Annotated in this window: 20 protein-coding genes, 2 pseudogenes and 1 riboswitch; of the genes and pseudogenes, 6 read left to right on the forward strand and 16 right to left on the reverse strand. The window is 71.9% G+C overall.

What is annotated here, in order from left to right:
- Positions 1 to 118: 118 nt before the first annotated feature.
- Positions 119 to 661, reverse strand: coding sequence for an amino-acid N-acetyltransferase (locus tag E1298_RS21910; RefSeq protein ID WP_424923118.1), 543 nt, complete (start codon positions 659 to 661; stop codon positions 119 to 121).
- 280 nt (positions 662 to 941) lie between these two features.
- Positions 942 to 1,134, forward strand: a riboswitch (cyclic di-AMP (ydaO/yuaA leader).
- Between the two features lie 90 nt (positions 1,135 to 1,224).
- On the opposite strand from E1298_RS21910, the gene E1298_RS21915 reads away from it, so the two are divergent.
- Complete coding sequence (locus E1298_RS21915; RefSeq protein WP_131896158.1) at positions 1,225 to 2,163, forward strand: C40 family peptidase; 939 nt, start codon at positions 1,225 to 1,227, stop codon at positions 2,161 to 2,163.
- Between the two features lie 342 nt (positions 2,164 to 2,505).
- Here the strand turns inward: E1298_RS21915 and E1298_RS21920 are convergent, their stop codons facing one another.
- Positions 2,506 to 2,736, reverse strand: coding sequence for a LuxR C-terminal-related transcriptional regulator (locus tag E1298_RS21920; protein WP_131896160.1), 231 nt, complete (start codon positions 2,734 to 2,736; stop codon positions 2,506 to 2,508).
- A 562-nt stretch (positions 2,737 to 3,298) separates the two neighbouring features.
- On the opposite strand from E1298_RS21920, the gene E1298_RS21925 reads away from it, so the two are divergent.
- The gene (locus E1298_RS21925; RefSeq protein WP_165975594.1) at positions 3,299 to 4,321 is read left to right on the forward strand and encodes a LacI family DNA-binding transcriptional regulator; all 1,023 of its coding nucleotides are present in this window, start codon (positions 3,299 to 3,301) and stop codon (positions 4,319 to 4,321) included.
- Positions 4,322 to 4,349: 28 nt separating this feature from the next.
- Here E1298_RS21925 and lysX read toward each other — a convergent pair whose 3' ends face one another.
- Together lysX and E1298_RS21935 are read right to left on the reverse strand one after the other, a co-directional pair.
- A complete protein-coding gene (gene lysX, locus E1298_RS21930) occupies positions 4,350 to 5,840 on the reverse strand; it encodes a bifunctional lysylphosphatidylglycerol synthetase/lysine--tRNA ligase LysX (RefSeq protein ID WP_279498938.1) in 1,491 nt (496 codons plus the stop codon).
- A 40-nt stretch (positions 5,841 to 5,880) separates the two neighbouring features.
- Positions 5,881 to 6,123 (reverse strand): type 2 periplasmic-binding domain-containing protein, encoded by a 243-nt coding sequence (locus E1298_RS21935; protein WP_131896162.1) that lies wholly within the window; start codon positions 6,121 to 6,123, stop codon positions 5,881 to 5,883.
- Positions 6,124 to 6,202: 79 nt separating this feature from the next.
- Between E1298_RS21935 and E1298_RS21940 the strand changes: the two genes are divergently transcribed.
- Together E1298_RS21940 and E1298_RS21945 are read left to right on the forward strand one after the other, a co-directional pair.
- Positions 6,203 to 6,532, forward strand: a complete 330-nt coding sequence (locus tag E1298_RS21940; RefSeq protein ID WP_131896164.1) for a hypothetical protein — start codon at positions 6,203 to 6,205, stop codon at positions 6,530 to 6,532.
- A gap of 9 nt (positions 6,533 to 6,541) precedes the next feature.
- Positions 6,542 to 8,335 (forward strand): potassium channel family protein, encoded by a 1,794-nt coding sequence (locus E1298_RS21945; protein ID WP_131896166.1) that lies wholly within the window; start codon positions 6,542 to 6,544, stop codon positions 8,333 to 8,335.
- A 202-nt stretch (positions 8,336 to 8,537) separates the two neighbouring features.
- Here the strand turns inward: E1298_RS21945 and E1298_RS21950 are convergent, their stop codons facing one another.
- The 5 genes and pseudogenes from E1298_RS21950 to E1298_RS21975 form a co-directional block, all read right to left on the reverse strand.
- Positions 8,538 to 9,317, reverse strand: a complete 780-nt coding sequence (locus E1298_RS21950; RefSeq protein ID WP_131896168.1) for a type III pantothenate kinase — start codon at positions 9,315 to 9,317, stop codon at positions 8,538 to 8,540.
- A 14-nt stretch (positions 9,318 to 9,331) separates the two neighbouring features.
- Positions 9,332 to 11,859: pseudogene (locus E1298_RS21960) on the reverse strand (L-aspartate oxidase).
- A gap of 184 nt (positions 11,860 to 12,043) precedes the next feature.
- A pseudogene (locus E1298_RS21965) lies at positions 12,044 to 12,288 on the reverse strand (aspartate 1-decarboxylase).
- Positions 12,289 to 13,155 carry a pantoate--beta-alanine ligase gene (gene panC / locus E1298_RS21970; protein WP_131896174.1) on the reverse strand — a complete coding sequence of 289 codons (867 nt, stop codon included), beginning with the start codon at positions 13,153 to 13,155 and terminating at the stop codon, positions 12,289 to 12,291.
- Positions 13,156 to 13,190: 35 nt separating this feature from the next.
- Positions 13,191 to 14,132, reverse strand: a complete 942-nt coding sequence (locus E1298_RS21975) for a Rossmann-like and DUF2520 domain-containing protein (RefSeq protein ID WP_131896176.1) — start codon at positions 14,130 to 14,132, stop codon at positions 13,191 to 13,193.
- Between the two features lie 302 nt (positions 14,133 to 14,434).
- Between E1298_RS21975 and E1298_RS21980 the strand changes: the two genes are divergently transcribed.
- Entirely contained in the window at positions 14,435 to 14,716 is a 282-nt protein-coding gene (locus E1298_RS21980) for a hypothetical protein (RefSeq protein WP_131896178.1), read from the forward strand.
- 403 nt (positions 14,717 to 15,119) lie between these two features.
- Here the strand turns inward: E1298_RS21980 and E1298_RS21985 are convergent, their stop codons facing one another.
- From E1298_RS21985 to E1298_RS22005, 5 genes are all read right to left on the reverse strand, one after another.
- Positions 15,120 to 17,618 carry an ABC transporter permease gene (locus E1298_RS21985; protein WP_131896180.1) on the reverse strand — a complete coding sequence of 833 codons (2,499 nt, stop codon included), beginning with the start codon at positions 17,616 to 17,618 and terminating at the stop codon, positions 15,120 to 15,122.
- 4 nt (positions 17,619 to 17,622) lie between these two features.
- Positions 17,623 to 18,396, reverse strand: a complete 774-nt coding sequence (locus E1298_RS21990) for an ABC transporter ATP-binding protein (RefSeq protein ID WP_243725726.1) — start codon at positions 18,394 to 18,396, stop codon at positions 17,623 to 17,625.
- Positions 18,397 to 18,649: 253 nt separating this feature from the next.
- Positions 18,650 to 18,898 (reverse strand): chaplin family protein, encoded by a 249-nt coding sequence (locus tag E1298_RS21995; RefSeq protein ID WP_131896184.1) that lies wholly within the window; start codon positions 18,896 to 18,898, stop codon positions 18,650 to 18,652.
- A 158-nt stretch (positions 18,899 to 19,056) separates the two neighbouring features.
- Positions 19,057 to 19,761 (reverse strand): response regulator transcription factor, encoded by a 705-nt coding sequence (locus E1298_RS22000; protein WP_279498945.1) that lies wholly within the window; start codon positions 19,759 to 19,761, stop codon positions 19,057 to 19,059.
- A 32-nt stretch (positions 19,762 to 19,793) separates the two neighbouring features.
- The gene (locus E1298_RS22005) at positions 19,794 to 20,957 is read right to left on the reverse strand and encodes a sensor histidine kinase (protein WP_131896186.1); all 1,164 of its coding nucleotides are present in this window, start codon (positions 20,955 to 20,957) and stop codon (positions 19,794 to 19,796) included.
- Positions 20,958 to 21,110: 153 nt separating this feature from the next.
- On the opposite strand from E1298_RS22005, the gene E1298_RS22010 reads away from it, so the two are divergent.
- The gene (locus tag E1298_RS22010) at positions 21,111 to 22,124 is read left to right on the forward strand and encodes an SAM-dependent methyltransferase (protein WP_341770636.1); all 1,014 of its coding nucleotides are present in this window, start codon (positions 21,111 to 21,113) and stop codon (positions 22,122 to 22,124) included.
- Between the two features lie 8 nt (positions 22,125 to 22,132).
- Here E1298_RS22010 and E1298_RS22015 read toward each other — a convergent pair whose 3' ends face one another.
- Both E1298_RS22015 and E1298_RS22020 read right to left on the reverse strand, forming a co-directional pair.
- The gene (locus E1298_RS22015) at positions 22,133 to 23,341 is read right to left on the reverse strand and encodes a cytochrome P450 (protein ID WP_131896190.1); all 1,209 of its coding nucleotides are present in this window, start codon (positions 23,339 to 23,341) and stop codon (positions 22,133 to 22,135) included.
- A 100-nt stretch (positions 23,342 to 23,441) separates the two neighbouring features.
- Positions 23,442 to 24,915 (reverse strand): PH domain-containing protein (locus tag E1298_RS22020; RefSeq protein ID WP_341770637.1); only part of this gene is annotated, 1,474 nt, incomplete at its 5' end.

Consider the following 24,915-nt stretch of genomic DNA (forward strand, 5'->3'; position numbering starts at 1 on the left):
CTGAGGGGGTTGCTGGGGTTGCTGCCACTGGGGACCTTGGTACGGGGGCGGCGGGCCGTACGAACCCTGCCCCTGCGGCGGCTGGTAAGGCCGCCCGCGGTCGGAATCGCTCATTGGGTCAGTCCTCCAGGCGAAGCAACATCCGGGTGTTGCCCAACGTATTCGGCTTGACCCGGTCGAGGTCCAGGAACTCTGCCACGCCTTCGTCGTAGGAGCGGAGGAGCTCCTCGTACACCTCCGGTGCCACCGGAGTACCAAGGATCTGCTCGAAGCCGTGGCGCGCGAAGAACTCCACCTCGAAGGTAAGGCAGAACACCCTCCGCACGCCGAGTTCGCGAGCGGTCTGCAACAGCCGCGTGACGATCCGGTGACCGATGCCGCGGCCGCCGTATCCCTTGTCGACGGCGACCGAGCGGACCTCGGCCAGGTCCTCCCACATCACGTGCAGGGCGCCGCAGCCGACGATCGGGCCGGGCACCCGCCCCCGGGCCTCTTCGGCGATCCCCTGCATGTCCTCGGCGACCCAGAACTCCTGGACGTCCTCGTACAGGTTCACCGTGGACTTGTTGAGCATGCGCCGCCCCGACCCGGCGTACAGGTCGACCAGTCTGCGGATCTCCTCGACGTCGGCGGTACGGGCACGCCTGATCACGACTTCCACAAACAGGCGACATTATCGAACGCCCGGCACTTACCTGACGTCGACGTCCACATACGGATGGTGACGGCCCGTGCGGTGACTAGATAAAAGCGACTAGCCCGGGCCGTGTTCGGCCCGTGATAGTGACCTGAAACACACTCCCGGTCACGGACAGAAGCGGCACTCCACCGTGAACTGTCTTCACGACCTGCGATTTCGCATGTTCCGGTTGGCATCCAATGCCGCGTCCGTTAGTCTCCTGCGCTGACGTCGGCCAACCGCACGACGGAGGCCGAACCGCCGAGTCCACGGGCCGCAACCAGCGTCCCGGGGAGCCGGGGAACCACTCACGGAGCGCCCAGGGGATCGCCCCTGGTCAGGCGCCGTCAGGGGTGAATCCGCAGTCCGCGTGGACCGAACCCCGCGCGTCCGCGGACGGGCAACTCCCGCCCGAACCCGTCAGCTAACTCGGTAGGCGGACGAGGAGAGGAGAATTGGTGGAGCCATTGCGGCCTGCACCCTTTTCACGCTCTGCATGCTCACGGAACAGAGGGACGGCCCGTTCCCGGGGCCGCGCGCTCACCGTGGCGGGCGCTCTAGTCGCCCTTTCGATCGCGCCGAACGCGATCGCCCCGCACACCGTCACGGCCCACGCCGACCCTGAGCCCTCGACGAAGGAGCTCAAGTCGCAGGCGACCAAACTGGCCGACCAGCTGGAGCAGCTCACCGAGCAGTACAACGGGCTGAAGGTCAAGCTCCAGCAGTCGCAGCGGGCCGCCAAGGTCGCCACCGACAACGCCAAGCGCCAGGAGAAGGCGCTGCAGGGCATCCGCGAGAAGGTGGGCTCGCTCGCCGCCACCAGCTACATGCAAGGCGGCTCCGACCCCACGGTCTCCTTCGTCGCCTCACAGGACCCGCAGGCCGTCCTCGACCAGGCCGCCACGCTCAACTTCTTCGCCACCCGGGACAGCGCCAAGGTCCAGGGCCTGATGCAGGCCATGCAGGCCGCCCAGCGCGCGCGCAAGTCCGCCGAGGAGCGGGCCAAGCAGGTGTCACAGCTGCGAGGGCAGCTCGACTCACAGCGCAAGAAGGTCGGGCAGCTCTACGAGAAGGTCCGCGGCAAGCTCGTCAAGAAGGACCCGTCCCAGCTGGGCAAGCTCCCCGTCGTCGGCACCGGCAAGGCCGCCCAGGCGCTCCGGTTCGCGATGACCAAGATCGGGCGCCCGTACGTGTGGGGCGCCGCAGGCCCGACCACGTTCGACTGCTCCGGCCTGACGATGTGGGCCTACAAGCAGGTCGGCATCAACCTGCCGCACTACACCGGCAGCCAGTGGAACGCCGGCACGCACATCTCCGAGGGCCAGCTCCAGCCGGGCGATCTGGTGTTCTTCCACTCCGACCTGCACCACATGGGGATGTACGTCGGCGACGGCAAAATGCTGCACGCGCCCCACACGGGCGACGTCGTGAAGATCGCCCCAATGGCCGGCCGCCCCTTCGCGGGCGGAGTCCGCGTCGCCTGATCCCAGGACGGTGTTCAGCCGTTCGATCTGACCCCCGCCCCCAAGCCGCCCGTCGGAACCCCGTGGTCCCCGCCTGCGCCGGTCGCTGGACATGCGACGGCATCGGCATGCGGTCCTGCGGGCGGGGGGCAATCGAGAGCTTCCGCCGGCGGCGGGCCATCTGGGGCCCGATCCACCGGAATGGTGAAGAGAGTCGAACGACGTCCGCGGCGACGCCCCTGCAGGGACCTACCTGTCAGAGAGCCGGCGCCGCCGCTGCGGGGTCGGACGGAGTTCGCGTGAGTTGGCCGCCTGGTTCCTTCGTAACGCCCGCCGTCCCCTGACGAGCGCCTTTTGGCACAACTAGATGAGCTGCCTTCGAGCCGCCCACACCACGGCTTCGATAGGGGTGTTGACCTCCAGCCGGTCGCAGATGGTCCGCAACCGGCGACGCAAGGTCCGTGCGCTCAGTTCCAGCTTGCGTGCCGCCACATCGGCGGTGACACCGCTCGCGATCTGCGAGAGCAGCCGAATCTCTTCGTCGCTCAGCCGCAGATCGTCGGTGCCACGTCGTACGAGTGTGGCTTGTTCCACTCCGTCCTCCCTCGTCCGTGGTTGATGACCGCGGGGATGCAGCCGTCCGCTGCACAGGCACGGGTTGGGCCTCGATGCGTACGCGTTGGGTTGCCGGGTCCGGAGCCTTCCGGACTAGATCATCGGGTTCCTTTTCCGTTTCGGTAGCTTGGCCGGAGGTGGCCGATGGGCCGATTGGGGGCTCGTAAGGGGGAACTCCGGGTGACGATTCACTCGTTGGCCAACCGGACGATGACGCGCTCCCAGGGAAGGGCAGGCCCACGACGACGTGGGCGGGCCCCCGCCGGTGGGTGCGTCTCGCCGAGGACGGGTCAAGATCGCCAGCCATCCGAACCCGCCCCTTCTCGATGGGACTCAGCAGATCTGTCCGTGGACGAAGATCGTGAATCGTTTCAAGCTACGCTTCGGCTCGGAACGCTAGGCGGCCGGATCCGGCCCGTCAAGCGCTGGTCAAGTGCTATCTGTGCCCGTATGGTCGCTTTACGTGACCAGATGTGCGAGGTACAGCCGCATATAACTCCACTAGCTGCGAAAACAGTTTCCGGGGCGGACGAGGAGCGAGTTGCCACAGACGAGTATTCGTGAGGTCGCGAGACGCGCGGGCGTCTCAGTTGGGACCGTTTCGAATGTCCTAAACCGGCCAGATCTCGTGGCCGAAGCGACCCGTGACCGCGTTCGCGCGGCGATCGAGGAGCTCGGATTCGTCCGGAACGAGTCGGCCCGCCGGCTCCGGCAGCGCCCCGATCGCACCGCGGGCGAGTTCGGCGACGAGCCGCGCCGCGCCTTCGGCGTCGTCGTCGAGGACCTCAGCAACCCGTACGCGACCGGCGTGGTGCGCGGCGCCGAACAGGCGCTCAACGAGGCGGGCCACGACGTCCTCTGGCTCTCCAGCGACCATTCCACCGCCAAGGAGCGGCGCTCGCTCGACCTGCTGGAGGACCAGAACGCCGCGGGCGTCCTGATCATCCCCGTCGGGCTGGACCGCTCGGACATCGCCCGGCTCCGCGCCGCGGGGATCAGCATCGTGCTGATCGACCACGACGAGCCGGGCGCGTGCTCGGCGCAGGTCGACCACGTGGCCGGCGGCGAGATCGCCGCCGCGCACCTGCTCGGCATCGACCGCGGGCGGGTGGCGTTCGTGACCGGCGCGCCGGAGCCCAGGCCCTGCGTCGAGCGACGCGACGGCGCGGCCCGCACCCTGGTCGAGGCGGGTTTCGGCAAGCCCGTCACGCTCGTTCAGGACGCGCTGAGCCCGAGCGAGGGCCAGCTGGGGGCCCAGCGCCTCATGGCGATGTCACCCGTGCCCAACGGCGTGTTCTGCGCGAACGATCTGCTGGCCATCGGAGTGATCAACGAGCTGTGCCGGCTCGGCGTCCGCGTCCCGGAGGACATCGCGGTGATCGGCTACGACGACATCGAGCTGGCCGCGAGCGCCGCCGTCCCGCTGACCACGATCCGCCAGCCGCGCCATGAACTGGGTTGGGAGGCCGCCGAACTCGCCCTCGCCGAGATCCGCGAGGGCAAGTCCCACCAGCACCGGCAGGTCGTCCTCACGCCCGACCTCGTGATCCGGGAATCCGCCTGACACGCGCGGGAACCCGGCCCCGGCACCGCTACTCCGGCTTGACCAGCGGGAACAGGATCGTCTCCCGGATGCCCTTGCCGGTGAACGCCATGATCATCCGATCGATGCCGGCGCCCAGCCCGCCCGTCGGCGGCATCGCGTACTCCAGGGCCCGCAGGAAGTCCTCGTCCAGCTGCATGGCCTCCGGGTCGCCGCCCGCCGCGAGCATCGACTGCTCGGTGAGCCGGCGGCGCTGCTCGACGGGGTCGACCAGCTCGGAGTAGGCGGTGCCCAGCTCCGTCCCGAAGCCGATGAGGTCCCACTTCTCGGTGAGCAGCGGCTCCGCGCGGTGCTGGCGGGTCAGCGGCGAGGTCTCCACCGGGTAGTCCATGACGAACGTCGGCTGGACGAGGGTGTGCTCGATCAGCGCCTCGAACAGCTCCTGGACGAGCCTGCCCTGCCCCCACTTGGGATCCCAGGCGATGTCGCGCCCGTCCGCGAGCTTGCGGACGGCCTCGATCGGCGTGTGCGGCGTGACCTCCTCGCCGAGCGCCTCCGACACCGACCCGTACAGCGTGATGCGCGGCCACTCCCGCAGCCCGAGGTCGACCTCGACGCCGTCGTGGACGACCACGGTGGTGCCCAGCGCGGCGACGACCGCCTTCTGGTACATCCGCTGGGTCAGGTCGGCCATGTCGTTGTAGTCGAGGTAGGTCCCGTACGCCTCCAGCATCGTGAACTCCGGGTTGTGCGTGGAGTCCGCGCCCTCGTTCCGGAAGTTCCGGTTGATCTCGAAGACCTTCTCGATGCCGCCGACGACCAGCCGCTTCAGGTACAGCTCGATCGCGATGCGCAGGTAGAGATCCATGCCGTAGGCGTTGATGTGCGTCCTGAACGGACGCGCCGCCGCCCCGCCGTGGACGGGCTGCAGCATCGGGGTCTCGACTTCGAGATAGCCCTCCTCGTGCCAGAAGTCCCGCACCGCGCGCACGGTGGCGCTGCGGACGCGGGCCATCTTCCGGGCCTCGTCGTTGACGATCAGGTCGACGTAGCGCTGCCGGACCCGAGCCTCCGGATCGGTGAGGCCCGCGTGCTTCTCCGGCAGCGGCCGCAGGCACTTGGACGTGATCGCGAAGCGGTCCGCCATGATCGACAGCTCGCCGCGCCGGGAGGTGATGACCTCGCCTTCGACGCCGATGTGGTCGCCGAGATCGACCTCGCGCTTCCAGAAGTCGAGCTGCTCCTCGCCGACGTTGGCCAGCGACAGCATGACCTGGAGATCGCCGCCGCCGTCCCGGATCGTCGCGAAGCACAGCTTGCCGCCGTTGCGGACCAGCATGACGCGGCCGGTGACGCCGACCCGCTCCCCTGTCTCGGTGCCCGGCTCAAGACCGGGGTGTTTCGCGCGGATCTCGGCGATCGTCGCCGTACGCGGAAAACTCACCGGATAGGGGTCGATCCCGCTCTCGCGGAGGCGGTCGAGCTTCTCCCGGCGCACACGCATCTGCTCGGGAAGATCATCCAGGATCTCGTCACTCACATCCCAAGGCTATCCAGGCGGCCATATGCCCGCGAACGAGTTACGTGTGCTCCGATGCGCGTCCTGGCAGCAGGACGGGGCTGAGGTCGCGGGCTATGGCCGCCGCTAGGGTCCGGAAGGTTTGTACCTCGGGGTTCGGGTCGTCCCGGCGCGTCGCTAGAACACTGTTGTCCCAGGGTGCGTCCAGGATGGGCACGTACCGGACGCCTGGCCAGGGATAGAAGCGGGCGAACGAGCCCAGCGCCGAGCCCGCGCCCCGGCCGCCGGCGACGCTGGCGAGCACCTCGTCCGCGTTGCGGGCGCTGGTCGGGACTGCCGCGCGGCCACGCGTCGCCCCGCGCGGAGGTGAGTACAGGTAGTCCTTGAAGGAAGGCGCCGCGCTGACCGTCGCCCTGCACCTGCCGGTTCTGAACGCGGTGGCGGCGGTGCTGCTGGGCGCCGGGTACGGCTTCGTCCTGACCTACAGCCTCGGCGAGGTCGCCCGCCTTGCGCGGCCAGGTGAGCTCGCCGGGCTCACCGCCGCGGCCTACGCGCTGATCTACGTGGGCATGTTCATGCCGCCGGTGCTCGCGCGCCTCCAGCACCTCGCGGGGCTGCCGTATCTGTTCTGCGGCCTTGCCAGGCTCGCGACCTGCGCGCTTCTGTCCACTTTTCGCGCACTTCCGGGGCCCTCGCCCGCGCACCGTGCGTAGTCTTCGCCCATGGCGGGCGACACGTACGAGGACTGGACGGGTCACGTGATCGTGTGGGGGCTCCAGAGCCTCGGCCTGCGCATCGTCGAGCAGCTCCGGGAGGCCGGCGAGCGGGTCGTCGTCGTGGACGACGAGGACGACCCCCGGCTGAGGCACGTGGTGCGCGGATGGGGCGTCCCGCAGCTGAACGGCAAGGCGGTGCCCGCGGAGACGCTCGCCGAGGCCGGGGCGGCGGGCGCGCTCGCGGTGATCTGCGTGGAGCGCACGGACCTGCGGAACCTGGAGATCTCGCTGGTCGCCCGCGAGATGCGCCCGGACCTGCGGGTCGTCACCCACATCCGGAACGCGGCGGTCGGCCGGGCGCTCGCCGAGGATCCGGGCCCGGGCGCCGTCCTGGACGTGGCGGCGCTGTCGGCGCCGTCGGTCGCCGAGGCGTGCCTGGGCGGCGACATGCAGGAGCTGGCGATCGGCGGCACCCGCCTCGTGGTCGGCTCGGCGCGCGCGGCGGCGACCGGCACGCTGCGCGAGCTGTACGGCGACGCCGCCGCCCCTCTCGCGGTGTCCTCCGACGCCGGGGTGCTGGTGTGCCCGTCCCGCGACCACAAGGTCCAGGACGGGGACGGCGTCACGCTGATGGGCGCCCAGGACGAGCTGCTGGCGCGCGGTGTCGCCGTGGGCGGCCGGGCTCCGAGCGCCAGGCCGTCCTGGCGGGGCGCCCTGATGGTGCGGCTGCGCTGGATCGCCGACGAGGCGGGCCCGGGGCTGCGCAGAGCGCTGGCCTCGATGCTCCTGCTCGTCGCCGCGTCCACCGTCGTCCTGTGGCACGGGTACGCCACGCCCGGCATGAGCCCTCTGGACGGCCTGTACTTCACCATCGAGACGATCGCCACGGTCGGCTTCGGCGACTTCTCCTTCGCCGACCAGCCGACCTGGCTGCGTATCTACGCGACCTGCCTGATGCTGCTCGGCGTCACCAACACCGCCGTCCTGCTCGCCTACCTCACGGACCTGCTGGTCAGCCGCAGGCTGGAGCGCTCGTCGGGACGGCGCAGGGCGGCGCGCATGTCCGGGCACGTCGTCATCGCGGGCCTGGGCACGGTCGGCGTCGCGGCGGTGAGCGCCCTGCACGCGCACGGCCACGAGGTCGCGGTAATCGAGCGGGACGACGACAGCGCGTTCCTGGACCAGGCGCGCGCGCTCGGCGTCCCCGTCATCTTCGGCGACGCCACCGTGCCGGCGACGCTGGCGGCAGCCGGGATCTCCCGCGCGGCCGCGGTCGCCGTCCTCACCAGCGATGACATGGTCAACATCGAGACGGCACTGGCGCTGCGCAACGTGCTGGGCGAGCGCTGGGACCGGGTCCCGGTCGTCCCGCGCATCTTCGACCGGACGCTCGCCCGGACCCTGGCGGACCGCTTCGGCTTCGCCCACGTGCGCTCGACGGCGGAGCTGGCCGCCCCCTGGTTCGTGGGCGCCGCGCTCGGCCTGGACGTGCTCGGGACCCTCACGGCCGAGGGACGCCCGCTCATGGCCGGGCGGTTCACGGTCACGCCGGGCAGCGCACTGCAGGGCACGACCGTCCGGGACCTGCTGCCGGAGCAGATCCGGGTCCTGGCACTCGATCGCAGGAGGCCGGGGCCCCCGTCCACCGGGAGCTGCCTGAAAGCGGACGAGGACGACCGTCTCGGCTCGGGAGACGGCGCCTACGTCATCGGACCACACGCCGAGCTGTTGGGACTATTGAGACGAGCCCGCCCACAAGCCGCACCCACAGCGCCCACACCAGGCGAGGACGGATCCTAGGTCACGTTCAAGGACCTCAAGTGTCACGCGAGCGCGAAACTCTGACCGGTGGGGCGACGCCGGAGGCGAGCCCCACCGGGAAGATCGCGAAGCGATGCCGCGCTCGCCCAAGCACGGTCAGCGGGCGAGCCGCCAGGCGAGCCCGATGGGCCGGGGTTGCTTAAACACAGCCGCCAGGCGAGCGCCCCTGGGCCGGGGTTGCTTAAATATTGCGCTCGTAGATCAGGCGGAGGCCGACGAGGGTGAGCCACGGCTCGAACGCGTCGATGCAGCGGGACTCCTCCAGGACGAGCGGGGCCAGGCCGCCGGTCGCGATGACCGTGACCTCCTCCGGCTCGTCCGCCAGTTCCTCCGACATCCGCTCGACGATGCCGTCCACCTGTCCGGCGAACCCGAAGATGATGCCGGACTGCAGCGCCTCGACGGTGTTCTTGGCGATCACGCTCCGCGGCCGGACCAGCTCGATCTTGTGGAGCTGGGCGCCGCGCGACGACAGCGCGTCTATGGAGATCTCGATGCCCGGGGCGATGGCGCCGCCCACGTACTCGCCCTTGGCGGACACGGCGTCGAACGTGGTGGCGGTGCCGAAGTCGACCACGATCGCCGGGCCGGAGTGCAGGTGGACGGCGGCCAGCGCGTTCACGATGCGGTCGGCCCCGACCTCCTTGGGGTTGTCCATCCGGACGGGCACCCCGGTCTTGACGCCCGGCTCCACGATGATCGCCTGGACGTCGCCGTAGTAGCGGCGGCACATCTCCCGCATCTCGTGCAGGACGGACGGGACCGTGGAGCACAGCGCGATGCCGCTGATGTCGGTATCGGCCAGCAGGGGGCTCTGCTGGACGAGCCCTTGGAGGACCACGGCGATCTCGTCGGCGGTCCGCCGCGGATCGGTGTTGATCCTCCAGTGCTCGATCACCTCGTCGCCCTCGAACAGGCCGAGGACGGTATGGGTGTTGCCGACGTCGATGGTGAGCAGCATCAGGTCCCCGCTGATCAGGTGAAGTCAAGGCCGATGTCGAACACGCGCGCCGAGTGCGTCAGCGCGCCGACTGCAAGGTAGTCCACACCGGTCACGGCGACGTCTCGGGCCCTGTCCAGGGTAAGCCCCCCGCTGGCCTCCAGTTCCGCCCGGCCCGCCACGAGGCGCACCGCCTCGGCCATCTCTGCGTCGGTCATGTTGTCGAGCAGGATCGAGCCGGCCCCGGCGGCGAGGGCTTCCTCGACCTGCGCCAGCGTGTCGCACTCCACCTGGACGTGCAGGGACGGGTAGACGGCGCGGATCGCCGCGTACGCCTTGGTGACCGAACCGGCGGCCGCGACGTGGTTGTCCTTGATCAGCGCCGAGTCGTGCAGGCCCATCCGGTGGTTGACCCCGCCGCCGCACCGCACCGCGTACTTCTGGAGGGCGCGCAGGCCGGGCAGCGTTTTGCGGGTGTCGCGGACCTTCGCCTTGGTGCCCTCCATCGCGTCCGTCCAGCGGCGTGCGGCGGTCGCGATGCCCGACAGGTGGGTCAGCAGGTTCAGGGCCGTCCGCTCGGCGCGCAGGAGGGCCCTGGTCGGCCCGCTGACGGAGATGAGGACCTGGCCGGGGACGACGCGGTCCCCGTCGGCGGCCTTCGGCTCGTACGCCACGTCCAGCAGCTCGAACACGACCGCGGCGACGGGGACGCCGGCGACGACGCCGTCCTCGCGGGCGGTGAAGTCCCCGGTCGACTCCTCCCGCGGCGTGAAGATCGGCTCGCTGGTGACGTCCGCCTCGCCGTCCTCGGTGAGGGCGGCGCGCACGAGGCCGTCCACAGCCTGTGGATCGAGCCCGGCCTCCCGCAGGGACCGCTCCAGTTCCGGTGTCATGCGCGCGTTCCTTCCGAAGGTTCGTAGGTCGTTGTGAGTGCGTTCCCGTTCAGGCGGGTGACCAGGTGGCCGCGCCAGCCGGCGTCCGAGCGGTCCGGGAAGTCCTCCCGCCAGTGGCTGCCGCGGGTCTCCTCGCGGCGGTGGGCGGCGGCCACGATCGCGGTCGCGACCGTGTGCAGGTTGGTGACCTCCCACGCTTCCACGCCCGGCTCCACACGCGCGCCTGTGCGCGCCGGATCGGCCAGGCCGGCCAGCTCGCGTGTCGCGGCGGCCAGGCCCGCGGCGCCGCGCAGTACCCCGGCGTGGGACGTCATGATCTGCTGGATGTCCCCCCGCAGCGCCGGGTCCAGCAGGCCGCCGCGCCCCTGGGCGTCCCCCTCCTGGACGTCCCGCCCCTGGACGGTCTGGAACGGTCCCGGTGCGGTGGCGAGGTCGTCCGCGAGGGCGGTCGCGATCCGTCCGGCGAAGACCAGGCCCTCCAGCAGCGAGTTGGACGCCAGCCGGTTCGCGCCGTGCACGCCCGTGCACGCGACCTCACCGCACGCGTACAGGCCCGGCACAGACGTGCGGCCGTGCAGGTCGGTGCGGACGCCGCCGCTGGCGTAGTGCGCGGCCGGGACGACCGGGACCGGCTCCGTCACCGGGTCGATCATGTGGTGCCGGCAAGCGGCCAGGATGGTCGGGAACCGGGTCTCCCACACCGCGGCGCCGAGGTGCCGGCCGTCCAGCAGCATGCAGGACGCGCCGGTCTCCCGCATCCGGTTCATGATCGCCTTGGCGACGATGTCGCGCGGTGCCAGCTCGGCCAGCTCGTGCCGTCCGGCCATGAACCGCTCGCCCGCGTAGTCGACCAGGTGGGCGCCCTCGCCGCGCACCGCCTCGGAGATCAGCGGCTGCTGGCCCCGCGCGCCCTCGCCGAGCCAGAGCACCGTCGGGTGGAACTGGACGAACTCCAGGTCGGTGACGGCGGCCCCGGCGCGCAGCGCGAGCGCGACGCCATCGCCCGTGGAGACCTCGGGGTTGGTCGTGGCGGAGAACACCTGGCCGAGCCCGCCGGTGGCGAGCACGACGGCGCGCGCCAGGACGGCGCCGACGCCGCCGGGCTGGCCCTCGCCCATGACGTGCAGGGTGACTCCGGCGGCGCGCCCGGTGGCGTCCTTGAGCAGGTCCAGGACGAGGGCGTGCTCGATGACCTCGACGCCGGAGTCCTTGAGCGCGGCGAGCAGCGCCCGGCTGATCTCCGCGCCGGTGGCGTCGCCGCCCGCGTGCGCGATGCGGCGCCGGTGGTGGCCGCCCTCCCGGGTGAGCGCGATGCCGCCGCCGCTGGAGCGGTCGAACGCGGTGCCCAGCTCGATGAGCCCCCGCACGGCGTCCGGCCCTTCGGTGACGAGGGCCTGGACGGCGTCCTCGTCGCAGAGCCCGACACCCGCGGTGAGGGTGTCGGCGAGATGCTCGGCGGGGCTGTCGTCGGGGGCCAGCGCGGCGGCGATCCCGCCCTGGGCCCATCGGGTCGACCCGGCGTCCAGCAGCGCCTTGGTGACGAGCAGGACCCGCCCGTGGGGGCGGCAGCGCAGCGCCGTGACCAGCCCGGCGATCCCGGACCCGATGACGACGACGTCGGTTTCGGTGGTCCAGCCGGGGGCGGGGGCCGCGAGAACGGAAGGGATCATGAGCCCTCCTCGGGGTTCGATTCTCGTCATTGTGACATTAACCCCGGACCGGCTGAATGCCCGCCCCCCGGTTTCGGACATAAGTCACAGTGGATGAACACTCGGCGCCGCGCCGACCGGCGGAGCATGGCGAAACGGCCGCGGGCGCCGGTGGGGCGCGCGGCCGTTCGTCCCGTGGTCGGGATCAGCGGCGGAGGAGGTCCCCGCGCAGACCGCCCCCGCCGGGGACGGGCTCGGCCGGATCGGAGCCCAGCGAAATGATCTTGTTGGACCGGTCGACGTGCACGACGCGCGGCCGGAACCCGCGCGCCTCGGCGTCGTCGAGCTGCGCGTAGCTGTCCTGGTCGACGGTCAGCGACCCACGTAGTGCAGGTCGGCTCGGGTCACCGTCGCGCGGTGGATCTTCGACTTGAACATCGTCCGGAACATTCAGTGCTCCTTCGGGGCGCCGAGATGGAGGGGCACGTTGTCGATCAGGTGGGTGGTGCCGACCCGTCCGGCCACGGCGAGCACCGCGGGCCCGGTCCGCGCGTCCGCGACCTCGGTGAAGGTCGCGGGGTCGACCAGGGCGAGGTAGTCCAGTTCGAGCGGCGGCTCGGCGGCCGCCGCCTTGTCGAGGACGGCGCGGGCCGCGTCCCGGATCGCGCCGGGCCCGCCGGCGACGGCGTCCGCGCCCGCCCGCAGGGCCCGCGACAGGGCGAGCGCCGTGCGCCGCTCGCCGTCCGACAGGTAGCGGTTGCGGCTCGACAGGGCCAGCCCGTCGGGCTCCCGGACGGTCGGGCCGCCCACGATCTCCACCGGCACGTTCAGGTCGGTCACCATCCGGCGGATCATCGCGAGCTGCTGCGCGTCCTTCTCCCCGAAGACCGCGATGTCGGGGAGCACCAGGTGGAACAGCTTGAGCACGACGGTGAGCATCCCGTCGAAGTGGCCGGGCCGCGACGCGCCCTCCACCCGCGCGCCCATCGGCCCCGACTTGACCGTCACCTGCGGCTCCGCCGGGTACATCACCTCGCGGCCCGGCGCGAACACGATGTCGGCGCCCTCGGCCGCGCACGCCTCGACGTCGGTGGCGAACGTCCGCGGGTAGCGGTCGAAGTCCTCGCCGGGGCCGAACTGCAGCGGGTTGACGAAGATGCTCACCGCGACGGCGTCGGCGCTCCGCCGGGCCCTGCGGATCAGCGACCGGTGCCCCTCGTGCAGCGCGCCCATCGTCGGGACGAGCGCCAGTGTGCCCCGGACGCGCGCGCGGGCGGCGGCCAGCTCCTCACGGGTCTCGGCGATGACGGGCGTCACGGCGCGCTCCTCGGCTCGCTCACTGATCCTCCTGGTCAATCGGCCAGCGCCTCAAGGAGCCGCTCGGCGTCCTCGGGTTTGAGCAGTCCGGCGCCGAGCGCCCGGTCGGCGGTGAGGCGGGCCAGCGCGATGTACGCGCGGCGGCTCTCCGGCGACACCCGGGCGAGCTCGGCGACATGGTCGGCGACGGTGCCCGCGTCGCCGCGCGCCACCGGTCCGGTGAGGCCGTCGATGCCGAGGCGCAGCCCGTTGTCGAGGGCCGCGCCCAGCAGCGGCCCGAGCATCCGGCCCGGCTCGGCGACGCCCGCCTCGCGCAGCAGGCCCATCGACTCGACGACCAGAGTGACGATGTGGTTCGCGCCGCCGGCGAGGGCCGCGTGGTAGAGCGGGCGGCGCTCCTCGGGGATCCAGACGGGCTCGCCGCCCATCTCCAGGACGAGCGCCTCCGCGACCGGACGCAGCGGATCGGGCGCGGTGACGCCGAACGAGATGCCGGTGAGCCGGTTCACGTCGTCCGGCCGGCCGGTGAACGTCATGACCGGATGCAGCGCCAGCGGCAGGGCACCTGCCCGCGTGGCCGGGTCCAGGACGGCCGGCCCGTACCGGCCGCTCGTGTGCATGACGAGCTTTCCCGCGACGGGGACGCCCGCGGCGACGAGACCGGCGGTGAGCTCGGGGAGCGCATCGTCCGGGACGGTCAGGAGCACCAGATCGGCGGCCGTCACGACCTCGTGCGGGGTCGCGATGCCGGCCCCCGGAAGGCGTTCCTCCACGTGGGAGCGCGACCGTGCGGACACGGCCGTCGCGGCGACCACGCGGTGGCCGGCCTGGGCCAGCGCCGCGCCGAGCGCGGTGCCGACGCGTCCGGCGCCGACGATGCCGACCGCCAGCCGGGCGGGACGGTCCTCCGGACGCTCGCCTGCCGCGTCCGGCCCGTTTCCGGGCGCGGCGGAAGCGGGCGTGACGTGTGGGTCCATCTGTTTCGTTCCAGTCCTCAGTTAGGTACCGGACGTGCGCGACCAGAGTACCCGGACCCGGCGCCCGGCGTCCGGCGGGGTGGCGAGGCACGGAACAGTACCCGCACTCCGAGCGCCATCACACGACGGTGACGATCTGACTACCAGACGTAACCATTGCCTTGATCACCCAGTCACACTTCCGGCGTGACGGACGGTGAACCCTTGCGGCCGCTCGGAGTCGGGCGTAACTCTGTGTTGTGACGACAACGTCACGCAAAGTGAAGCAAGGGCGTTCCGCCCCCGACCAGATGGAGCACACCGTGATCAGGACAGCCATCAAGACCGGAACCGTCGTCGCGGCCCTCGCCGGTGCCGCCCTCATGGCCTCCCCCGCGAACGCCGCCCCGCTCGACAACAACCACAGCTCCGCCAACGGCAACAACGTCAACCAGGTCATCGTGGGCGGCTACGGGGTGACCTGCGGTTCGGTATCGCTCGCCAGCCCGAAGTCCGGCACGAACTGCAACGGCAACGGCATCTACAACGCCGGCAACGCCAGTGAGACGGGAGCCTGGCTCGGCCAGGGCTTCGGGCGGGGCTGACGAAGCCCGCCTCATCCCGAGGGACGGCGGCCGGACGGGAGCCCGATACCTCCCGTCCGGCCCGGGCACCCCCCTCGCACGGCCTCCGCCCCACCGCGATCGCCGTCCCGCGGTGGGGCGGAGTCCCGCTCCTCCTCCGGCAACGCGCGTGCGCTGCGTGACGAAGCCCGCATGACGCTCCGCAACCGGCCATCGTCACGCTACGTGCGGCCCAGCCCCCGTCGGCCAGTGGTCCGCCCGCATCGATCGGCCGGTCGCGCGAGGCACCGGATCAGCCGCGCGCGCGACCGGCCGGCGCGGGTCGGTCGCGCGCGCGGCGCAGGACACGCGCGGCGCAGGACACGCGCGGCGCAGGACACGCGCGGCGCAGATCACGCGCGGCGCAGATCACGCGCGGCGCAGGTCAGTCGTGCGCCAGGGACTCCACGATCGAGGTCTTGGCGGCCCGGCGGGCGGGCATGACGGCGGCCAGCATGCCGGCGGCGCCCGCGAGGACCACGAACCCGGTCACCTGCATGTAGGGCAGCGAGAACACGGTGTTGTCCCCCATCGCGTTGGTCGCGGCCCAGCCGAACGCCACCCCGAGGACGACCCCGGTGAACGCGCCGATCACGGCCATCACCAGCGCCTCGACCGAAAGCATCCGGCGGAGCTGGCGCTTGGTGAGCCCCAGGGCCCGCAGCAGCGCCGACTCGCGGGTGCGCTCCACGACCGACAGGGTCAGCGTGTTGGCGATGCCGAACAGGGCGATGACGATGGCCAGCCCGAGCAGCCCACCGAAGATCATCAGCAGCATGTCGACCGCCTTGCTCAGCGACTCCTTGAACTCGGCGGCCGAGACCACCCGGGCGGCGGGGAACGGCTTGGCCGCGTCGTCGACCAGCCTGCGCGCGACCGTCGCCGGTACGCCGTCGGCGGTCTTGACGAACACCGCGGACGGGTCGCGGACGGTGAAGTACCGGTCGAAGTCGGCCTCGGGCACCAGGATCCCGTCGAGCGGCGTGCCGGAGGCGTAGACCCCGGCGATCCGCACGGGAACCGTCCCGCGCGCCGTCTTGACGTGGACGGTCCTACCGACGCCCAGGCCGGTCGACTTGGCGGTGTCCTCGTCCACCATCCCGGTGCCGGTCTTGAGGTCGCCCAGCGCGCCGTGCTTCATCTCGGGCTTCATGACCGTCCCCAGCGCCGACGCGGTAAGGGTGGAGACCATGCGGTCGTCGTCGCCGACCCTGGTCTCCTTGTCGCGCATCTCGATCACCGCGGCGAACTCGTGCCGCTTGCGCAGCGCCTCGGTGAGCGCGTGGGGCAGCAGCCGCTCCTGGTCGCCGGACTGCGCCTCCACCTGGAACTCGACCGGGAACTCCTTCTCCAGTTGCGCGGCCGAGCTGGCCTTGCCGCTGGCGGCGACCACCGCGAACAGGCTCATCAGCCCGACGCCGATGGTCAGCGCGATGGTGGTGGTGGCGGTGCGGCGGGGGGCGCGCTGCGCGTTCGCCACCGCGAGCCGTCCCGGCACCCCGCCGAGCCGTGCCGGGACGGCCCCGGCCAGGCGTCCGAGCGGGCGCACCAGCGCCGGCATCGCCGCGATCACGCCGAGGAAGAACACGCCGCCGGAGAGCGCGACCACGTCCATCGCGATCTCGCCCTTGTCCATGACGACGGAGCCGAGCGCGCCGAAGGCCAGGCCCGCCAGGCCGAGGACGGACGCGAGAGCCGTCCGCGTCCAGCCGAGGCGGAACCGGCCGCTGCCCGGCTCCAGGTCGCTGCGCAGCGCCGCGATCGGCGGGACGCGGGTGGCGGCGCGCGCGGGCAGCAGCGCGGACAGGACGGTCACGGCGACACCGACGACCAGGCCGACCACGACCGTGCGCCCGGTGAGCGCCACCCCGGTGATCGGGATGTGCGCGTTCAGCCGGTTGACCAGGGCGAGCGCGCCCGCGCCCAGCCCGAGCCCGGCGACCAGGCCGAGCAGCGAGCCGACCAGCCCGACCACGGCGGACTCGGTGACGACCCCGCCGAACACCTGGCGGCGAGTCGCGCCGACGCAGCGCAGCAGCGCCATCTCCCGCATCCGCTGCGCGATGAGGATGGAGAAGGTGTTGTAGATGACCAGGGCGGAGACGAGCATCGCCACCAGCCCGAAGATCAGCAGCCCGGCGCGGATGATCTCGGTGTCGGCGCCGGCCGCGCGGGCCAGCTTCGCCGCGAGCTGCTCGCCGGTGTAGGTGCGGTACGCGTCGCCGACGGCCGCCGCGACGGCCTCCCGGTTCCCGCCCGCGATGTCGAGTTCCTTGTAGTTCTTCTGGCCGGTCATCCGCATCGTGGTCGCCGGGTCGAAGCCGACGGCGCCCCGGAAGCTCGCCTCCTGGTCGATGCCGAAGTCGACGATCCCGACGACCGTGAACCGGTGCGGGCGGCTCTTGCCGTCCAGGACCGTCACCGTGTCCCCGACGCTGAAGCCCTCCCGCTTGGCGAGCACCTTGTCCAGGACGGTCTCGGTGGCGCCCTTCGGCGTCCGTCCCTTGTCGACGTCGTAGCGCAGGAGCCCGCCGGTCGGGACCGACATGCCGACCGTGGGGAGGTCCCCGACCGCCTTGCCGTCCTTGCCGACCAACGCGGCGTCCCCCTGGACCTTGCCCTGGACCTCGGTCACGCCAGGCAGGGCGCGGACCTTGCCGAGCAGCGCCGCGGGGATGTCCGCGTCGGGGTCGTCGCCCTTGGGCAGGACGGCGACGTCGACCTTGTCCGCCGAGCGCGCGAAGGTCTTGCCGACCCCCTTGTCCATCGTGTCGGTCAGCACGAACGTGCCGGAGATGAAGCCCACGCCGAGCGTGATGGCCACCCCCGTCAGCAGCAGGCGCAGCTTGTGGGCGCGCAGGCCCGCGAGCGTCGTCTTCAGCATCGGCTCAGGCCCCCAGGCTCTTGAGCCGGTCGAGCACGGTGTCCGGCGTCGGCTGGACGATCTCGCTCACGATCTGGCCGTCGCGCAGGAACACCACGCGGTCGGCGTAGGACGCGGCGACCGGGTCGTGGGTGACCATGACGATCGTCTGCCCCATCTCGCGGACGGAGGAGCGCAGGAAGCTGAGCACTTCGGCGCCCGACCGGGAGTCGAGGTTGCCGGTCGGCTCGTCCGCGAAGATGACGTCGGGACGGGCGACGAGGGCGCGCGCGCACGCCACGCGCTGCTGCTGGCCGCCCGACAGCTCGCTCGGCCGGTGCCGCAGCCGGTCGCCGAGTCCCACCACGTCCACGACCTGGTTGAACCAGAACCGGTCCACCTTGCGCCCGGCGAGTTCCATGGGCAGCAGGATGTTCTGCTCGGCGGTCAGGGTCGGCAGCAGGTTGAACGCCTGGAAGACGAACCCGACGCGGTCACGGCGCAGCATCGTCAACTGCCGGTCGCTCATCCCGGTGATCTCGGCGTCGCCCAGGACGATCCGTCCGCCGCTGACGGTGTCGAGGCCCGCCAGGCAGTGCATCAGCGTGGACTTCCCCGACCCGGACGGGCCCATGATCGCGGTGAACGCGCCCTTGGCGAACCCGACGCTGATCCCGCGCAGGGCGTGGACGGCCGCGTCACCGGAGCCGTACACCTTGGTCACCTCGACGGCGGCGACGGCCGGGACGGTCGCGGCGGTGGGGGCTCCCCCGGGCGGGCTGGTGGACGTGCTGGTCACGGCGACTCCTTCTGGACGTGGACGAACGTGCTCCACGCTAGGAATTCGCGCCCTTCCCGCCATCGGCCCAGCGGCCACGCCCGCGTCAGCTTTGCGGCCAGCCCGCCCCGGCCCGTACGACCTGAGTCGTACGCATCCGTCACCCCTCGTGCCGACGCCCCGCCGGAACGCGAAAGCGCCGGAGACCCGAGAACGGGCCTCCGGCGCTGGAGCGCTCAAGCGTGCCTGGCCGGCACGCCCGCACCACGGTCGGTCAGTGGTGGTGGTGGTGCTTGTTGAGAACCGTGGCGTTGCCCAGGCAGCCGGCACCCGCGTTACCGATCACGGCGAGGGCGTTGCCGCAAAGGCTGACCGGGGCGTTGACCGGAACGACGGCCTGGTTGCCGGAGGCCACCCCGTTCTCGCCGCTGGTGTCGATGTCGGCGTTGGCGGGGGCGGCGGACAGGATCGAACCGGTGACGGCCAAGCCGAGCACGCCGGTGACGGCAAGCTTCTTGATCACGTGAATCCTCCCGTACGTCGGGCTTGAAAGCCCGATCTGACATTGCCGGCGCCATGCGAAAACGTGGCGTCGCGTACGGTAGTTATTCAGCTACTCTCCGGTAATGGAGTGAACTCACCATGATGAAGGCAAAAAGACATCATCGAGTGATCAAGCCGTTACAGAGAGTCGCCCCTTTGACCGCTTTTGACCAGACCCGTCTCATAGGCGAAGACCACGGCCTGCACCCGGTCCCGCAGGCCGAGCTTCATCAGGATCCGTCCCATATGGGTCTTGACGGTGGCCTCCGACACGTACAGCCGCCCGGCGATCTCCGCGTTCGACATCCCGCGCGCCACCAGGCCGAGGACCTCGCCCTCCCGGTCGGTCAGGCTCTCCAGCGCGCCGGTCGCCTTCTCCCCGGCGTCCGGAAGGTGCAGCGCGAAGCGGTCGAGCAGCCGCTTGGTGGTGCTCGGCGCCACCACCGCGTCGCCCGAGTGCACGGCCTTGATCGCCTCGATCAGCTGCGCCGGCCCGGCGTCCTTCAGCAGGAACCCGCCCGCCCCCGCCTTGATCGCCGCGAACGCGTACTCGTCCAGGTCGAACGTGGTCAGGATGATCACCTTCGGCCCGGCCGCCGCGACCACCCGCCGCGTCGCCTCGATCCCGTCCATCCGCGGCATCCGCACGTCCATGAGGACGACGTCGGCCCGGGTGACGCGCAGCAGGTCCAGCGCCTGCACACCGTCCGCGGCCTCGCCCACGACCTCGATGTCGGGCTGGGCGTCCAGCACCATCGTGAACCCGGCCCGCACCAGCTCCTGGTCGTCGACCAGCACCACCCGGATGGGGCCGTCCTCGGCCACGTCCAGTGAATCGCTCACACTGCCTCCTCGACCCGGTACACCTCACGCGGTCACGCGTCCTCCCGCATCGGGATCCGCGCGACCACCTCGAACCCGCCGCCCGGCCGGGGGGCGGCCCGGACGCTGCCGCCGTACACCGCCGCGCGCTCCCGCATCCCCACCAGGCCGTGGCCGCGCCCGTCATCGGCCGCCGCGGCGCCGCGCCCGTCGTCGACGACCCTGACCTCGACCGCGTCCTGGCCGTAGCGGAGCCGGACGTCCGCGACGACGCGCATGCCGCCGTGCTTGAGCGTATTGGTCAGCGCCTCCTGGACGATCCGGAACACCGTGAGCTGGCGGCCCTCCGACATGGCCGCGGGCGTCCCGTCCACCTCGAACGTCACGGGCAGCCCGGACGAGCGGACCTGCTCGACCAGGTCGTCCAGCTGCGTCACGCCCGGCTGCGGCGCGTACGCCTCCACGGAGCCGTCCTCGCGCAGCACCCCGAGCAGACGGCGCATCTCCGTCAGCGCCTGCCGGCCCGTCTGGGAGATCGCCTCCAGCGCCTTCCGGGCCCGCTGCACGTCGGTCTCGATGGCGAAGGACGCGCCGTCGGCCTGCACCACGATCACGCTGACGTTGTGCGCGACGACGTCGTGCAGCTCGCGGGCGATCCGGGCCCGCTCGGCCGCCATGGCCACCTGCACCTCGACGTCCCGCTCGCGCTCCAGCCGCGCGGCCCGCTCCTCCACCGAGCGAAGGTAGGCGCGGCGCGTCCGCATGTGCAGGCCGAGGATCCAGGTGCCCGCCACCACCGCGGTGAACATGACGAACGTGAACTTCGCGTCCTGCGCGCCGCTCACGTAACGCCATGTCGCCATGACCGCGCCCAGCTCTCCTACGAGTGCGGCCGCCAGCCCCCACCGGAAAGCGAAATCGGCCGTCACCGTGTAGAGGCCCATCAGGATGGCGATGTTGCCCGGCACCGGCACGATGTTCAGGACGCACTGGACGCACGACACGATGGAGACGACCGCGAAGACCGTCCGGGGGTACGTCCGCCGCAAGACGAGCGGGCCGAGGAGCAGGAACGTCAGCAACCCGTACTTGGCCGCGCCCATGCCGACCCCCTGCCCCAGCATGGAGGGCAGCGCCAGGAACAGCACCGGCGCGGCGAAGAACGCGTCGACCAGCGGCGTCTTGCCGCTCAGCCAGTCCCAGAACCTGCCGACCATCCCGCCAGCGTATGTACCCGCAGGTCAGCAGCGGATCAGCCGAAGGTCGGACCCGTCTCCGCCCGGAGGAGGGCCGCACGCGCGCGCGGAGCCTCCCCGGGCGCCTTCCAGACGTGGCTTCCAGGCATGACGCCGCACGGTAACGTCACCGCTGTGGCGGCGTTGGGGACCGAATGGCTGACATGGCGCACCGCGATGGAGCGGGCGCTGTACGGGAACGGCGGCTTCTACCGGCGCGGCGAGCGCCCCGCCGAGCACTTCCGTACCTCGGTGCACGCCTCGCCCCGGTTCGCGCAGGCGATCGCCCGGCTGCTGATCGAGGTCGACGCCGCGCTCGGCCACCCGGACCGCGTCGACCTCGTGGACGTGGGCGCCGGCTCGGGCCGCCTGCTGGCCAACGTCCTCGCCTGCGTCCCGTCCGGTCTCGGCTCGCGCCTCGCCCCGACCGCCGTCGAGATCGCGCCGCGCCCCGCCGACGTCCCGGCCCGGATCGTCTGGCGGCCGGACCTGCCGTCCGATATCACCGGGCTCGCCGTGGCCAACGAGTGGCTCGACAACGTCCCGCTGGACGTGGTCGAGCACACCCCCGACGGCGTCCGCACCGTCCTGGTCGACCCGGCCAGCGGCGCCGAGCGGACGGGCCCCGAGCCGTCCGCCGAGGACCGCGACTGGCTGGAACGGTGGTGGCCCTTGGGCGAGCCAGGGGACCGCGCCGAGATCGGCCATCCCCGCTGCGAGGCATGGGCCTCGGTGATCCGGCGGTTCTCGCGCGGCCTCGCCATCGCCGTCGACTACTCCCACTCCCGGCGGTCTCGTCCGGTGTACGGCACGCTGGCCGGCTACCGCGACGGCTCGACCGTCCCCGCCGTCCCGGACGGGTCGTGCGACGTGACCGCGCACGTCGCGCTCGACGCCTGCGCCACGGCGGGCGAACGGGCGGGCGCCACCGCCGGGCTCCTCACCACCCAGCGCGCCGCCCTGCGGTCCCTGGGGCTCTCGGGCGCCCGTCCGCCCATCGAGATGGCCTCCCGGGATCCGCGCGGCTACCTGGCCGCCCTGTGCCACGCCGGTGAGGACGCCGAGCTGATCGATCCGTCCGGGCTGGGCGGGTTCGGCTGGCTGGCGCAGACGGTTCAGATCCCGCTTCCGGCGTCGCTCACCGAGTAGGGCCGGACTTAGAGTTCCACGTGGAGGGTCTCCAGGCCGCGCAGGACGAATCCGGGCTTCCACTTCGGTTCGGCCGCAAGACGCAGATCCGGGGCCACGCGTAGAAGCGCCCCGAAGGACTCGGCCATTTCGATGCGCGCGAGCGGAGCGCCCAGGCAGTAGTGGATGCCGAGACCGAACGTGATGTGCGGGTTCGGGTCGCGGGCCAGATCCAGCCGGTCGGGATCGGCGAACACCTCGGGATCGCGGTTGGCGGAGCCGAACTGCAACGCCACCTCGGAGCCGCGCGGGACGTCCACCCCGGCGACGGTGATGTCCTGCAACACCCAGCGTTCGAACATCGGCGCGGGAGTGTCGTACCGGAGCAGTTCCTCGACCGCCGTGGGGACGAGCGAGGCGTCGGCCCGGAGCCGTTCCAGCTCACCCGGGTTGCGGAACAGCGACCACCAGCCGTTGCCCGTCGCGTTGACCGTCGCCTCATGGCCCGCGTTGAGCAGCAGGACACAGGTGCCGATCAGCTCGTCCTCGGTGAGCCGGTCCCCCTCGTCCACGACCTGGGCCAGCGCGGTGATCAGATCGTCCCGCGGCTCGGCGCGCCGGGACCGCGCCAGCGCGCGCAGGTAGTCGGAGAACTCGACGGCGGCGCGGACGGCCGTCCGCTGCGCCTCCTCGGGCGGGTTCAGCTCGTACATGCCACAGATGTCGGCCGACCAGGGGCGCAGCAGGTGCCGGTCCTCGGCGGGGACGCCGAGCATCTCGGCGATCACGTTCACCGGCAGCGGCTCGGCCACCTCGGCGAGCAGGTCGCCGCCCCCCTTGGCGGCGAGGGTCCCCGCCAGCTCCCCGGCGAGCCGCCGGATCGTCGGCCGCAGCCCCTCGACCATCCGGGCGGTGAAAGCCTTGGACACGAGCCGGCGCAGCCGCGTGTGCGTGGGCGGCTCGACATCGAGCATCCCGGCGCGGATGAGGTCCCAGAACGGCTTCAGGAATTCCGCCTCCGGCCGCTGCCCGAACTCCTCGTGGTCGGCGACGTGCAGGTATGAGCGTCCGAGCCGCCGGTCCCGCAGCAGCGCGTTGACGTCCTCGTACCGGCTGACCACCCATTGGCCGGTCGGCTCGTGGAAGAACACCGGCCGCTCGTCGCGCAGCCGCTCGAACACCGGATAGGGATCGGCCACGAACTCCGGTGACCACGGGTCGTAGGACAAATCGCTCATAGCCCGACGATATGTCGTTCTCGCGCAGGTGACCGGCAGAACTCGAAGCCGGGTCGGCGTGTCAGGGCGTCCAGCGCCGCGGCGGCCTGTCAGCGGCTCGTCAGCGGGCGGCCCAGTGGGCGGGGTCGCCGCCGGCGTCGCGGGCCGCCTGAGCGCGGCGGGCGGTGGACTCCACGATCGCGCGGGCTTCGCCCAGATCGCGGTCTGTGGCGGCCACCTGGACGGGACCTGGCGGCGCGTCCACATGGACGGTCGCGAGGCCAAGGAGCCTCTGGAACGGGTTCGTGGTGAGCCGCACGCTCTGCGCGCGCGCGTGCGCGATCACGTCGGTGCGGCGGCAGGGCCAGCCGTGCCGGGCCACGAACACCACGTCGTCGGTGCCCGCGCCGTCCGCGCGGTCGATCGCCACGCCCTTGGACGAGGCGGGGACGAGGGGGACGGCGTCGACATGCGTCCCCGGGAACACCTGCGACACGAGGTGCATGGCGACGTGCCGGGGCGCGACCGGCAGGAGGGTGGACGACAGCGCCTGCCGATCGCCCGCGTACCCGGCGACCGTGACCTCGATCCGGGCCCAGCCGAGACCCCGCCAGATCATCGGCTCCACGATGCCGACGGCCTGGACCCGGCCGGGCGGGAGCGTCTGCATCCGGGTCTCCAGCAGCCCGTACCGCAGCCGGACGCCGTCCGGCGACATCGCGACCGTGAAGTTGGCGTACATCACCAGCGGCGCGATCACGGCGCGGATCAGCCCGAGCAGCGCCGGGACGGCGACCGCCAGCATGCCGGCCTCCGCGTACGCCACGAGGAAGACCAGGGACGCGAGGAAGAGCGCGGCCGTGCCGATCACCGGCAGCCGCAGGAGCAGGGACGCGAACAGCGCGCCGAACCCGACGCGCCACAGGTGCCGTTCGGGCGCCTCGGGCGTGTGACCGGGGAGCCCGGCCGCGCGCGCGAGGAGTTCGGCTCGAAGCTGCTGCGCCGAGTGCCGTCCGAGGTAGCGCAACGCGATCTCGCTCTGCTCCCCGCCTGCCAGTTCCACGCGCACCTCGGCGAGCGCGAACACGCGCGTGACCAGCGGGCGGACGAGGTCGATGGCCTGGACGCGCGAGAGCGGGATGCGGCGCTTGCGCTTGCGGAGCAGCCCGGTCTCCACCACCAGGTCGTCGCCGTCGACCCGGAAGCGCAGCCCCAGCCACGCCCACAGGCCCGAACCCACGGCGATCACCACCATCGGGACGGTCACGACCAAGAACCGGCCGACCACCTTGGGGGTGAGCTCCAGCGTGACGCCGTCGCCGGTCTGGGTCAGCAGCAGCGGGAAGCCGAGCAGCACGAAGTAGATGATGAGGAACACGAACGCGCGGAGCGGCGCGGTCGCCCAGTGCACCCTGTGCGTGCCCTCGGAGAACCGCACCGGGGGCGGCGGCGGCCGGTAGCCGGGCTGCGGACCGTAGCCGTAAGGCGGACGCGGCGGACCATACGGCGGCCCGTAGGGAGGACGCGGCGGGCCGTAAGGCGGGCCTGGACGGCCTTGGGGGCCGGGCGGTCCGTAGGGTCCCGGCCCCCAAGGC

This window comes from Actinomadura rubrisoli, assembly GCF_004349215.1.
In the GTDB taxonomy this organism is placed as follows: Bacteria; Actinomycetota; Actinomycetes; order Streptosporangiales; family Streptosporangiaceae; genus Spirillospora; species Spirillospora rubrisoli.